Genomic DNA, 13650 nt, shown 5'->3' with positions numbered 1-13650 from the left:
AATGTCTAAGAGTAAAATATTTAACTGTTGTTTATTTCGTTATCTTCTGGAAAGTCGAGTATGGGTAGGCGATCGCCCCGAAATAATTCCACACTTGCTTGTCCCATAGCTTCTAGGGCTGTCGTCGAAGCTTTGCTAGCTGTCAACAGCATCAGCATCGAAGCTGTTCCTAGCTGTACAAGCAAAGATTGGGGAATGCTAAATAGCAATAAATTTAATTCCGGATTAGTTGAGGGTTTGTGGTTAGCAGGAGACATTGTTAATTCCTGGGAGTTTGCAGATTTGTAAAATCAACGGAAAATTTAACATAGGCGAAAATCACAAATGTTCATGAATATCTATCTTTGCCCATATTGTCAGCCAAGAAGGTAACAAAAGTGTTAAAACCAAACGTCAGGGTGTGATAAATGTATGGTTCTAGTTTACAAGTGCAGGCACTATACCCCAATACTCGCTTCCTCTCAAGTTAATTGCCCATGAAAACAGCATCACTAGATCGCCAGCAATCCATAGTGCAATGGGTAAGCCAAGCAACTGGAATTAACACTTTTGGGGTGAAAGTCCGGTTGCAGGGAAATGACCTACATATCCTTTGTGAAGGGACAGAGTGCCCGCGACGTTGGCGCATTTTATCTGACTTGTTGCAAGCACTCCAACAAACAGATTTAGATATCCTCACAAACAGCGAACAAACCTCAATATACCAAGTATTTGTCTACGGTAGAAAAAAAGGCGAATCGCGAGCGCAATGGTGTCATCGAGTTTACTTAAATCAACTCGAAAAACACTTGGAACAGGTGAAACAAGCTCTGTTAGAAGATGAGAGAAAATCCCAATCAACGGGCGGGGCGCTGATTCTTTCTAACGAAAGCCTAGCCAAACAAGGACATCCAGATGGCATTGCCCGCTATCTCAGCGAAACTCTGAGTACCTTGGGTGTGGCTGTAGAGGTAAAAGTCAAGCCGCAACAGGGACAACGGTTGTGGATTTTTTGTCAATCGGGTTATAGTCCCGATGCCACATTGCTAGCGGAACCAGTAGCTAAGAAGTTAAGACATCTCAAGCTATCGGGTTATGAAGATGCGATTATTGTTTCGCAAGTAAATGGTGAAACTACCCCTGATTGGTTGCTGCGGGTGGATTTAACGCCACCAGAGGTGATGCTCAAGGAATGGGCGCGGTGGGGAGATGTGCAAGCGATCGCCAGACTGTTAACTGAGATGTTATCAGAGTTAAAAGTGGCTGTCCAAGCTTCGTTGCAAGAATCAACATTACATATTTTTTGTACCCCGGCTGTCGATCCCTTAGAAACCGCCCCAGCACCAGAGAAACATTTATGCTTGCCGCTCATTGTTTCTCAACTCGAAGCGATCGCCCCCCAAGGCATCAAAGCCGCTACTATATATGGTAAAAAAACCACCGACAAGCAACCAGCTTGGATTGATTGGATTTCTTTACCCGCTACCCAGCATCCAGCCCTAGCCCCATCGGCTTTGGAATTAGCTACTGCTGGCGATCAACCGGCGATCGATTTTTTACTAGAAAGGTTATTAAATCCTGACTTAGATTGGCGGCTGAAAACAGGCGGGATGCGTGTCATGCCCCTAGTGAAAGGTGATTTATTACATGTGATGTGTGATGCGCCTGTATGTCCAGCCCGGAAAAAAGTAGCGACCAAAGTTGTACAGTTAATCAGGCAGTTAAAAGTGCCGGGAATTTTGGGAGTACGTGTATATGGGCGGCGTGCAGGTGATAAAGAACCAGCATGGCATCACGGTGAAGATTTCCAGCCCCGCCAACGTTTAGTTCCCGAAGCGACTCCCGAATTTGCTGCCACAGCAATTTACATTAAAGATTTGGTACATTCCCAATCAACTGAACCCATCTTACGTCCCGACTTGACAACAGAGGAAGTACAAACCTTTATTCAAGAAGTGACGCGGGATTGGTGGACAACAACCACTACCAAAGTTAAAAAGTTACTTTTACAAACTCAGCTATTTTCCGAAATTGGTCAGCCCACAGACGATAACTCTGATGGACAAGGAATTAAAATCGCCCTGGTATGGGGGACTTTGGGATTATTGCTAACTATGCAAACTGATTGGGTATTGGGGCAAATCATTACCCGGAATTTACCCAGTTCACCAGCAACAGTTACTACTGTTCCCAGTCCATCATCTACGGCGAAAAAACCATCCCCCAAGCCAACTGTTAATAATAGTCAGAGAACAGCATTTTTGGCGAATACCGATAACAATAAAACCCGTCAGAGTAAAACTTCTGTATTTAATTCTTCGAGCTTTACTCAAAATGAGGATATTGAAACCCAGAATTTAGAAGCTGCACCATTAAAAGAAAAAGCTACAGCCACAGCAATTTTGTTAGCAGCGCGATCGCAAATGCCTAGTTATAATGCTCGGCAATTAGATGAGCAAATCGCCCTATATAAAGAGCGGTTGGCGAAAACTGGTAATCCTCCCCACGTGTTGATTATTGGTTCATCCCGCGCCCTCAGAGGCGTAGATCCCGCCGCCCTGTCGCAAACTTTGGCAACACAGGGTTACCCTAACATTGATGTATTTAACTTTGGTGTCAATGGAGCCACAGCCCAAGTTGTAGACTTTATTGTGCGCCGGGTACTAGAACCAGAAGAACTACCAAAACTCATTCTCTGGGCGGATGGTTCCCGTGCATTTAATAGCGGGCGCAAAGATATCACCTTTGCCGCGATCGCTTCATCACCTGGCTATAAAAAAGCGTTAGAAAAAGCGATCGCTACCGGTACGACTGATGACTTGCTCAAAGATCCCGCCAAGTCATCCGAAGCCGAAAAAACCAAAATCCCAAAACCAGAAATGACTAGCTATCAAATAGCTAATCACTGGCTCAATCAAGCTGTTGCGGCTGTTTCGGCTAGCTATCCCAACCGCGATCGCATTAAAGAGTTATTACAAAAACAACTTAACTCCTTACCCTTAATGAGCGATCGCCCCCGCCAAGGTAAAGCATCTATACAGTTAAGTAACGATGCGCCCGAAGAAGAAGCCTCTCAGCAATCCGTTGATTTTGATGGTTTCCTCGCTTTATCAGTCCGCTTCCATCCCGCCAGATATTATCAAAAACACCCCAAAGTTACAGGGAATTACGATAACGACTATCAATCATTTCAAATAGAAGGCGAACAAGACGCAGCTTTCAACGCCCTACTTGAGTTTACTCAGGCGCGGAAAATTCCTTTAGTATTTGTCAACATGCCCTTAACTGCCGATTATTTAGACCCAATCCGGCAAAAATACGAGCAGCAATTTCAACAATACATGTTACAGATGTCTAACAATCCCAACTTTATTTATCGAGATATCAGTAAACTCTGGCCTAAAGTCAATGACTACTTTTCCGATCCCAGTCACCTCAACCGATTTGGAGCCTACGAAGTCTCGAAAAAGCTAGCTCGCGATCCTATGATTCCTTGGTCAGCAAAATAGAAATGGTGATAACGCAAAAGAAAAATCATTATTGCCCATCACCTTCTTGACAAATGACAAATGACAAATAACAAATGACTATTGACCATTGACCATTGACTAAAAAATGAATTTCATCTCTATTTTCTACGGACTATTTTTGCTCAGTGTCCTGGGAATTTACTGGACTTTGCCAGAGCAGAAATTACGATTGTGGACTCTATTAATCGCCAGTCTGATATTTTATGCCTCTCTTAATGCTCAGTACATACCGCTATTATTAGCCCTGACCTTTATTAATTTCCGTCTGGGATTGGAGATTAGCAAAAATAGTTCACCTAGTCAACGTTCCCAAAATAGCAAAATTTCTAATGAAGAATGGCTATTTGTCCAAGCTGACTGGAACCTCAATCGTTTAAAGCTTTTGTGGTTAGGAATAGTTTTAAATGTTTTACTATTACTCGGATTTAAATATTTACCGGGAATTTTAAAAGCTGTTTTTACATTACCAACAACATCCCCAGATGGAGCTTTTAAATTTATTGCCCCTTTAGGAATTTCATTTTTTACCTTTGAATGTATCGCCTATTTAATTGATGTTTATCGCGGTGCGCCAGCCACAAATCAATTTATCAAATTTGCTGCCTATAAATTATTCTTTGCTAAACTCATCTCTGGCCCAATTACGCGCTATCACAACTTAGCAACTCAAATTAATACACTACAATTACCTGCTGCTGCCCAAGTCAGTGAAGGACTGTGGTTAATTGCTAGAGGCGCAGTTAAAAAAGGGATATTAGCAGATCATTTAGGAATTTTTGTAGATTTGTGTTTTGGCAACTTACAACGAGCAGGTAGTACAGATTTGTGGTTGGCTACCTTTGCCTATGGCTTACAGTTATATTTCGATTTTAATGGTTACGTAGACATTGCTCGCGGCAGTGCTATGTTATTCGGCTTTGTCTTACCCGAAAATTTTGATTTTCCTTACTTCAGCACCAGTATTGCAGACTTTTGGCGACGCTGGCACATGACTTTGGGCGATTGGCTGCGTAACTATGTTTACTTTCCCTTGGGTGGTTCCCGCAAAGGCTTGACGCGCACCTGTGGGAATTTACTCATCGTTATGTTAATTGCTGGTATTTGGCATGGTTCAACCTGGGGTTTTATCGTCTGGGGCACTTATCATGGGATAGCTTTGATTATTCATCGCCTTACCGATGCATTAAGCGATCGCTATGAAAGTTTAGAGCATTTTTGGCAAAAGCCTCTCGGCATATTTTCCGCTTGGTTCTTGACTCAAGTGATGGTGTTCACATCTTGGATTTGGTTCCGACTACCCAATCTCCAAGAATCTACTTTAGTATTTCGTCATCTCTGGGGTTATCCAGGCGACGTACAGTTTGCCCAAAAAGTCTATGTAGAAGCCTTAAATCTCAGCCAATCTCAACTGAGTGGCAGATTAATATTTTTAGCTCTGCTAATGGCAATAGTTTACGGGTTTAAGAATCGCCTGAAGATAGAATTCAACTGGCCTGTGAAGCTTGTATTTGTACCGCTTTGCTTCTACGCAGTATGGCTATTAGCTCCTGAAGGTAGCTTGCCATATATCTATTTCGATTTTTAATTACTTGCTTCTAAATCAATATCGGAAATCAAGAATCTGCTTAGACCCTTGATACCAATTTGAAAAAACAATGCCACAGATGGTAGGGGCATAGCATTGCTCATTGGTGTCAACTTAACGCAAAACCCTTATCCTAACTGGCTCCCATGCTCTGCGTGGGAGCGATTATCTTGAGGCTCCGCCTCAATTTATCAGCTTTCGAGGCAGAGCCTCGCAATATGCATTTCCAGCCAGAGGCTGGAAACGAGATAGAGAAAGGTTTTTAGCTTAAGTTGATACAGGTGAGCAATGCTATGCGCTCAATATATTGATGCGCTGCAAACACTATTTAAATTCGGATGACAGACTCCTAACCCTTTAAGTGTGGGGATTTTGGAATCAAACAAACCCATTTTATTTGTAAAAAACTTGTAAAAAACAGAAAATTATTGTTTAATAAATACATGAAAATAAATATAACTTTACTTAAATTAATATTAGTTATTTACATAAATTTACATAAGCATTCTTAATGTATTGTGAAGAATTTTATAAAAAAATAAATTACATTTTTAACCTAAATTCATGTAAAGTTATTAAGTATCGGTGAATCAATTTTCACCGAAAATTATTTACTCAAAAATTGCACTCATAAAACAATGACAACAACCTTACAACGGCGCTCTGGCACCAGTGTATGGGATCGGTTTTGCGAGTGGATCACCAGCACTGAAAACCGTATCTACATCGGTTGGTTCGGTGTATTAATGATCCCCACCTTGCTAGCCGCTACCGCTTGCTTCGTAATCGCTTTCATCGCTGCTCCTCCTGTAGACATCGATGGTATCCGCGAACCAGTTGCAGGTTCTTTGATTTACGGAAACAACATCATCTCCGGTGCAGTTGTTCCTTCTTCTAACGCTATTGGTTTACACTTCTACCCCATTTGGGAAGCTGCTTCCTTAGATGAGTGGTTGTACAACGGTGGCCCTTACCAATTGGTAATTTTCCACTTCTTACTAGGTTGCGCTTGCTACCTGGGTCGTCAGTGGGAATTGTCTTACCGCTTGGGTATGCGTCCTTGGATCTGCGTAGCTTACTCTGCTCCTTTGGCTTCTGCTACCGCAGTATTCTTGATCTACCCCATTGGTCAAGGTTCCTTCTCCGACGGTATGCCCTTGGGTATCTCCGGTACATTCAACTTCATGATTGTGTTCCAAGCTGAACACAACATTCTGTTACACCCCTTCCACATGTTGGGTGTAGCTGGTGTATTCGGTGGTTCCTTGTTCTCCGCAATGCACGGTTCTTTGGTAACCTCCTCCTTGGTTCGTGAAACAACCGAAACCGAATCTCAAAACTACGGTTACAAGTTCGGTCAAGAGGAAGAAACCTACAACATCGTTGCGGCTCACGGCTACTTCGGTCGTTTGATCTTCCAATACGCTTCTTTCAACAACAGCCGTTCTCTGCACTTCTTCTTGGCTGCATGGCCTGTAGTCGGTATCTGGTTTACCGCTTTAGGTATCAGCACAATGGCGTTCAACCTGAACGGTTTCAACTTCAACCAATCCGTAATTGATTCTCAAGGTCGCGTTATTGCTACTTGGGCAGACGTAATCAACCGCGCTAACTTGGGTATGGAAGTAATGCACGAGCGTAACGCTCACAACTTCCCCTTAGACTTAGCTGCTGCTGAAGTTGCTCCTGTTGCAATGAGCGCTCCTGCTATCAACGGCTAATCTTAAAGTCTTAGCAAAATAAAAAAAGCGCCTTCCAGAAATGGGGGCGCTTTTTAGGTTGTTTATTTTTACGCTTATGAATTAGGATCGGTAATATTTTCAAACTGTTGCTTGAGTAATACAGTTGCACTCTCACTATCTAAGGGTTTAGAAAAGAAATAACCTTGACCATACTCACAACCTAACTTTTTAAGCTTTGCTTTTTGTTCAGCTGTCTCTACACCTTCGGCGACTACATCCATTCCTAATGCATGGCTTAACATAATTACTGTTTCAACTATTGCTGCATCTTCGTTTGTATCCTCCATTCGGCTAACAAAAGCTCGGTCTATCTTTAAAGTATTGACCGGAAAGCGATGTAAATAACTTAAAGAAGAGTATCCTGTACCGAAATCATCAATACTTAGCCGTAAATTTAAAGTTCTCAGTTTTAGCAATATACTAATTGCAGCTTCAACATCATTCATTGCTACAGTTTCAGTAATTTCTAATTTTAAATTTTCTCCATCTATGCTTTTTTGATGTAGGATTTTTTCAATGTATTCCACCAAATCTGGGTGACTCAACTGATGTCCAGAAATGTTAATACTCATCATCAATGGTGGATCTAAAGGAAATTGAGCCTGCCAAATTGATAATTGATCGCAAGCTGACAGTAAAATCCACTTACCTAAAGGGATAATTAACCCTGTTTCTTCTGCAACCGGAATAAACTCAGCTGGCGAGACAAATCCATGCACAGGATGTTGCCATCTGACAAGTGCTTCAAAGCCAATAATCTTATCTGTTTCTAGAGAGACTATTGGCTGATATTGGAGATATAATTCTTCCTTTTCGATGGCTCGACGCAAATCTATTTCTAACTGAAAACGCTTAAAAATTTGTGTATGCATCCCTGTGGCAAAGACCTCATAACGCCCTTTACCTTGGTCTTTAGCTCGATACATAGCAGTATGAGCATCGCGTAACAAAGTCACTGGTTCAGATTCCAGTTCGGTTTGACTAAAAGCGATACCAATACTAATACTAGTGAATATTTCTTGGCCATTATTGTAAAATGGCAAGCTCATCGCCTTGTGTATTTGATCGGCTATGCAGTTTACCTCTTGACTATCGGTAATATTTTCTAGCAAAATAGCGAACTCATCTCCACCAACTCTTGCTATTTTCGCTCTGCGTCCTAAACCAGCTTTTAATCTTTGAGTGGCCTTAATTAATAACTGGTCGCCAACCTGATGACCAAGGCTCTCATTAATTACCTTAAAGCGGTCGATGTCTAAAAATAGTAGAGCAAAGCGAGCATTTTGACTGAGTTTTGTATCCGCGATCGCCCATTCTAATTGTTTCAAAAACAGATCGCGATTTGGCAGATTAGTTAAGGCATCATGCAGCGAATTGTACCTCAGCTTATAAGCCAAAACACTTCCGCCTGTAACTACAAACCCTAACATTGCTGGTATTATAGGTATCCAGCCAGCTTGTGTAAATATACTAAAGCAAATAATACATAGAACGCCTAAAGAAATTACTTCCATGACTCCCAGGATTAAGGGCTGACGAATTCGCCAGACTATAACACCCCCAATCAATGCCCAAGTCCATACCCATAAATATTCTGCCCACTCCGGCCAAAACCAGAAAATAGGCTGTCTATCTAAAGTAGTACTGAGAAGTTGACTGACAAGTTGAGCATGAATTAATACCCCAGGCATAGCTGGGTTTGCAGATTTGCTAGCACTGTAGGGAGTGAAGAACAAATCCTTTAAGCTAGAGGCAGTTGTACCAATTAATACTACTTTATCCTTCACCCATTCTGGCTGAAACTCACCCCGCAGCACTTGTGTTAATGACACCTGACGAGCAATTTGCTTAGGCGATCGATAGGAAATCATGATTTGATTGCCTGCACTATCAATATTGTGATATCCACCAGAATTAGAATTTAATGGAGGGAATATAATATTGCCTAACTGTACATTTGGATGAACTTTAGCAGTTACACCCTGTTGATCGAGGTACTTCAAGGTTAAACGCAGCGAAAAAGAATAGTATTGTTCCTGACCTTGGTAGGCGTATATCAAATTCCTGCGTACAACTCCATCTGGGTCAATCACAAAATCATTGAAACCAATATGTTCTGGAGATAAGCCAGGAATCGGAGAAACTCCTTCTGCATTAGTATCACCAAGATTAGTAATAGTAATAACATTAGGCGCTTGAAGTTGCTGCATCAGACTTTCATGTCCCGGTGGTTGTGGGAGATTGCGGTAAAGGTCTAAGCCAATCGCTGTAGGCTGGGACTGTTGCAGCTTTGTTAATACTTCAGCCAGAGTGCGATCGCTAAGAGGCCACTGTTTCTGTGCTTGAAGATCTGCTTCTGTAATTGTCACGACTAACAATCGTGGATCGGGGCCTGCATCGCCTACAAGACGCACCATATTATCAAAACAGACCAATTCCAAGAACTCTAACCAGCCGAGTTGTCTGACACCCAGCACTAATCCAGTAATCAGAATGCTAGTTACTAAAACCGATTGCCCCAAACTCAGTTTAAAGATAGACCGATTCACTTGGCGTTGGCAATTTTTAGTAACAACGGATACTAAAGACAAAAATTTTCTGGAGTATTTAGCAATCACCACAATACTAGATTGATAGAGTGGACTTTAATCAGTGAATGCTCAGATGAAGTGATGTCTACCGTATCAATTGCGGCAAAAACTTCTACAAACTGATGCTTTCCTTGTATAAGATTGTTCCCTAAGAATCTACAGAAAACTCATCTAAAAGTAATCTTGTACTTGGTTTGATGGTTTTTTTGAGTGCAAAAGTTGCTGGTTAGATTTTCCGAGAAAGTACTTTCAAATCATCATAGGCTGCGTTATGTTGCTAACGCAGCCTATGATGATTATTCCCGGTATTGACACTAGTATGAGTGAATTGCTTAATGAAAATATAACTGTGTTAGTAATTAAGGTTGTTTGTAAATTTTGATACTCAATAGTGGCTCTTGAGCGATCGCATTTAAATTCTCTGAGTTTAATAACTGTGTCCAACTAGTAGCCAACTTTGTATCGCGAGGTTGATCGTACCGGAGTTCTGCTAATGTAGCTAGCGCATCTTGCCACAAGCCAGCTTGAGCATAAAGATGAGTGCGCTCTAACACAGATGCTCGCTCTAGCTTTTGCGCCAGGTTTTTGTCAACAGCTACTCGTTTAATCCATCCATGTACAACAATGTCGTTAGCTCTATTTTCCGGATCGCAAATAATCGATAAATACCAATGGTATTTCTGATTAATTGTCAGTTCAGGTAGAGATTGAGAATCCAGAGATCTGAGATTAATCACTTCTCCAGAATCGGTTTTAGTTTCCGCAGCATCTTTGGTGAAAGTTTTTTCATAAACTAATTGACGCTTATCGTCTTTAAGCACAAACTCTATTGATGTTGGCTTAGAAGTTTGAGGTATATAAAATAGGATATTTGGATAAGCTTGTTGGGTTAAAACCAGATTATTTTCTGGAACCAACGCCATTAATTTGCCTGCATTACTGTAGCATTCTCCACGGGTTCCGCCTCCCATTCGGCGTCCAGGTAAGCCCTCTTTTGGTTGAGTGTCATCAGCCATTACCTGATTAGGAATAGCACAAGAAAGGGTAAGTAGAGATGTCAAACAGAGAGCAGTCAATGCTTTGCGATTCATAATTATCTTCACCAGCCTAAAGCTTGATTTAATTTTTTTCTCTGAGTTATACCTATTCCATAAATACTCTATTGGTTAGCAATTTACTATAATTAAATTACTGACTTTATGTTAACAATGACTTTTTATATCTAAGTATATTCCGCAATGCTACTTAAGTAAAAAATCACAACTAAAATTTTTTAATAAATAATTTTTTAATTTAATATTTTATTAGCTAATTACTAAGTCTATGATGCTAATCATTTAGACTATTTAATCGTCTACAACGCTTAAATAACCAGCCCAAGCCCATTAATCCTAATATTCCCAGACCAGAGTTAGTGCTTGGCTCTGGAACAGAGGTAATATCATGACTATGACTAATAAAGTCTTGATTTAAGTCTGCATTTTGGATCATGTCATCTATACTAGATTGTGTTTGGGTTGCTTCATATTCATCTAATGATAAATAATTCATAGCGAATGCTTCTAAGTAAGTCATTCCACTAACTGTAGAATTTCTACCACCCCTAAAAATATAATTTTCCAGAACACTGCTAATACTAGTATTAACTAAAAGTTTTTTTGCTAGGTTGGTATTAACATCTACTGCAATCGTATCCAGAGATTGTGAGTTGATATCCCAGCCGATGACATCTAGTAATTGTAAATCAAGATTTGATATTTCTAATTTTTCACCTTTTTTCAGCACTGGGTGCATAATTCCTAAAATTTTACCTTCACTAGCACTCCAGTGGCTTGTTTGATAATCTCCACCATCAAAATTAGCTATACGAGTTTTACCACCATCAAGAGAAAAGTACTTGCCATTTCCATACGACCAATCAAACAATCCTTGATTCTTGCTAATGTCAGAATAGCGAAACAAGTCTATTGGCGAGACAAATGTTAGATCGTTATCTTGTAAAGGTAGACTATTATCTGGAGTAACTGTAGCAACCAATGATTCCAAAACATCAACACCGCTAACTACACCTAATGCATGGCCTATTTCATGTTGAGCTATGCTAAGAAAGTCAAATTTGTTACTAGCAACAGTAGCCTCTGGAGAATAAACTCTTGAGAAGTCCCAAATAGAATCTTGAACAAAATTATCTACTCCTGATTGCTGCGCTAACCATTGGGAATAGTTAATTAATTCTCCATTATTATTTAGCATTGATTTCCCCAGAAAAATTTGGGCATCAAATCCACTCTCATTACCAGCAATCAGATTTAAGGCTTTGGCATTAGCAGTACTCAGCCAAATAGTTTTATTGTTATAATTATCGTTATTATCTAAGATCCGATTACCAGATGGTGTTATCGGTTGAGAATTAAGGACATTCACGGCTCCCAAGTTATCCATTACCATGCTGAATTCTGAGCCAAAAAAATTAATAGATTTTCTGTTAATATATTGCAGTTCACTTAAAGTTTTGTTAGCAAAAACACTTTTATCTGTATTATTGATTTGCATATTTTTCATTGCTAGCAAATCATCATTAGAAGTAATATTTTGAAAGCTGCTTGTAAGATAATCATCATACCCAACCTTTAGCATAGTTGGAATTGTTCCTGCTAAAGCTTGATTGTTAGATAATTCTTGAAAATTGATATAAATATTGACTGTGCTATCACGATTACAAAAGCAATTAATATCAAAATATTTGTCCTTTAGTTTAGAAGTCCAAATATCACCAGCTTTATCAAACCCATCTCTGATTTCTTGAGGAGTATTTGCAGCATAGGTAAAGTTGAATTGTATCGCTTGGGCTGGAGCAATAATACTTAATGAAACTAAGGTTAGTGTAAGTTGCGTAAACAGATTTGCTTTGTACTTGAGTTTAGGTTTCATGATTTTCTTTTTAGATTGCAAGTAAACAAGTTTTTTTGAACATTTTGCTCGAGGTATTGGCTCATATTCGATATTAGAGATGCTCAATCAGAACATCTGAAAATAGCCTTAATGCTCAAATCTTGTGCAATGAAGCAATTAAAAAGTATGATGCTTACTAATTTTTTGAGTTAAGGAATCAGAATACTTACTTATGCACATCTGTAACTTAACTTTATATCAGTTGCAAAATATATAACAGAGCAATTTCTCTGAGGTGATAATCAGAAGACTTCACTACAGTTTTATCAAAATTAATTAAAACTATAGACAAAGAGTATTATTTTATACATTAATTTTAGATTAAATCTGTTTAATTCTTGTTATGTCAATAGTTACACAGTAATACATACTCGGTTATATGTCTTTTTCATCACACATAATGCTTTACTTTAACTTCATAATAGGAATTAATTGTGTTCGGTAAATATATATCCATAACTAAAATTTAAATTTTTACCACGCAAATATTACTATCTTTAAACGTTAATGCATCCAGCAAGAGTTGTTCATCATTGCCTTGTACTTAGTTATTTTACATACATATGCAAGCGTGAAACAACATGTTAGTTAGACTCAATCTCCGGGAAATATAAAGCCGTAAGTAGAAGTGAAAATTGTATTTCTGTATACGGAGTTGTTTGTATGGTTTATCAGGGTCATGCTTCAGTCCAGCAGTCTAAAGAGCAGCGTGCATTTACCAAAAACTCTCGAAATGTGATGGAAGTACTAGTTGTAGAGGAAGTAGAGCAACAATTTCAAGCTTTACCTGCGAAAACTGCCAAATACACTAATCCATCAGAGGTAATTGCCTATGCATTAAATCGCCTACCTGCGCTGTATGCGACTAGCAAGCGAGGCTGGCAAAGGCAATGGCATCGGGGGAAAACTGAGTTGCGCCCACAAATTGTCACAGCTGTGAGGCAGGGAATCATGGCTGTACAGCGAGATCCCTTGCGGGGTGACGGGCCTCTCTCTTTTGAGGAGGAGAATGCAGCAATGACGGCTTTGCAAAAACTCAAAGTTTTGCTGCAACGTGAAGATCTATCTTGGGATAACTTAAATGATGTGGTTGAGCAAACTTTATTAGATACATTGCGAGGGAGAATTACTTGGCGTCAGTCTGGTGATACAGACGAAGACATCTTTGATTGGGAGAAACATCCACATTATCAGAACGGATAAATTGATCGTAAATTTTGGTCAATCAAGCTCTATTTTCTCTCAAATGTTTTTAGGTAATGCGCAACCAA

At 39.8% G+C, this 13650-nt stretch carries 8 protein-coding genes; 4 read left to right on the top strand and 4 right to left on the bottom strand.

What is annotated here, in order from left to right:
- Positions 1 to 20 precede the first annotated feature (20 nt).
- On the bottom strand, positions 21 to 257 hold the full coding sequence (locus H6G08_RS08310; protein WP_096645712.1) for a hypothetical protein: 237 nt from the start codon (positions 255 to 257) through the stop codon (positions 21 to 23).
- 219 nt (positions 258 to 476) lie between these two features.
- On the opposite strand from H6G08_RS08310, the gene H6G08_RS08305 reads away from it, so the two are divergent.
- From H6G08_RS08305 to psbA, 3 genes are all read left to right on the top strand, one after another.
- On the top strand, positions 477 to 3488 hold the full coding sequence (locus H6G08_RS08305) for a DUF1574 family protein (RefSeq protein ID WP_190540395.1): 3012 nt from the start codon (positions 477 to 479) through the stop codon (positions 3486 to 3488).
- Between the two features lie 106 nt (positions 3489 to 3594).
- Positions 3595 to 5094, top strand: a complete 1500-nt coding sequence (locus H6G08_RS08300; protein ID WP_190540394.1) for an MBOAT family O-acyltransferase — start codon at positions 3595 to 3597, stop codon at positions 5092 to 5094.
- A gap of 638 nt (positions 5095 to 5732) precedes the next feature.
- Positions 5733 to 6815 (top strand): photosystem II reaction center subunit D1, encoded by a 1083-nt coding sequence (gene psbA, locus H6G08_RS08295; protein ID WP_096645715.1) that lies wholly within the window; start codon positions 5733 to 5735, stop codon positions 6813 to 6815.
- A gap of 74 nt (positions 6816 to 6889) precedes the next feature.
- On the opposite strand, the gene H6G08_RS08290 is transcribed toward psbA, so the two are convergent.
- From H6G08_RS08290 to H6G08_RS08280, 3 genes are all read right to left on the bottom strand, one after another.
- Positions 6890 to 9427 (bottom strand): EAL domain-containing protein, encoded by a 2538-nt coding sequence (locus H6G08_RS08290; protein ID WP_199322435.1) that lies wholly within the window; start codon positions 9425 to 9427, stop codon positions 6890 to 6892.
- A 359-nt stretch (positions 9428 to 9786) separates the two neighbouring features.
- Positions 9787 to 10518: a DUF928 domain-containing protein gene (locus tag H6G08_RS08285; protein ID WP_190540392.1), complete on the bottom strand. Its 732-nt coding sequence runs from the start codon at positions 10516 to 10518 to the stop codon at positions 9787 to 9789.
- A gap of 238 nt (positions 10519 to 10756) precedes the next feature.
- A complete protein-coding gene (locus H6G08_RS08280) occupies positions 10757 to 12445 on the bottom strand; it encodes an NF038122 family metalloprotease (RefSeq protein WP_190540390.1) in 1689 nt (562 codons plus the stop codon).
- Positions 12446 to 13042: 597 nt separating this feature from the next.
- Between H6G08_RS08280 and H6G08_RS08275 the strand changes: the two genes are divergently transcribed.
- Positions 13043 to 13582 (top strand): late competence development ComFB family protein, encoded by a 540-nt coding sequence (locus H6G08_RS08275; protein ID WP_242046100.1) that lies wholly within the window; start codon positions 13043 to 13045, stop codon positions 13580 to 13582.
- The last annotated feature ends 68 nt before the right edge of the window (positions 13583 to 13650 follow it).

Origin of the sequence: Calothrix anomala FACHB-343 (assembly GCF_014696435.1) — a bacterium.
In the GTDB taxonomy this organism is placed as follows: Bacteria; Cyanobacteriota; Cyanobacteriia; order Cyanobacteriales; family Nostocaceae; genus Aulosira; species Aulosira anomala_A.
The sequence above is the reverse complement of the archived record's forward strand: the minus strand, read 5'-3'. Positions and strand labels throughout refer to the sequence as shown.

Excerpts from the sequence above, each read along its gene's own strand:
- H6G08_RS08310 (WP_096645712.1), bottom strand. The coding sequence starts at position 257 with ATGTCTCCTGCTAACCACAAACCCTCAACTAATCCGGAATTAAATTTA.
- H6G08_RS08305 (WP_190540395.1), top strand. The coding sequence starts at position 477 with ATGAAAACAGCATCACTAGATCGCCAGCAATCCATAGTGCAATGGGTA.
- H6G08_RS08300 (WP_190540394.1), top strand. The coding sequence starts at position 3,595 with ATGAATTTCATCTCTATTTTCTACGGACTATTTTTGCTCAGTGTCCTG.
- psbA (WP_096645715.1), top strand. The coding sequence starts at position 5,733 with ATGACAACAACCTTACAACGGCGCTCTGGCACCAGTGTATGGGATCGG.
- H6G08_RS08285 (WP_190540392.1), bottom strand. The coding sequence starts at position 10,518 with ATGAATCGCAAAGCATTGACTGCTCTCTGTTTGACATCTCTACTTACC.
- H6G08_RS08275 (WP_242046100.1), top strand. The coding sequence starts at position 13,043 with ATGGTTTATCAGGGTCATGCTTCAGTCCAGCAGTCTAAAGAGCAGCGT.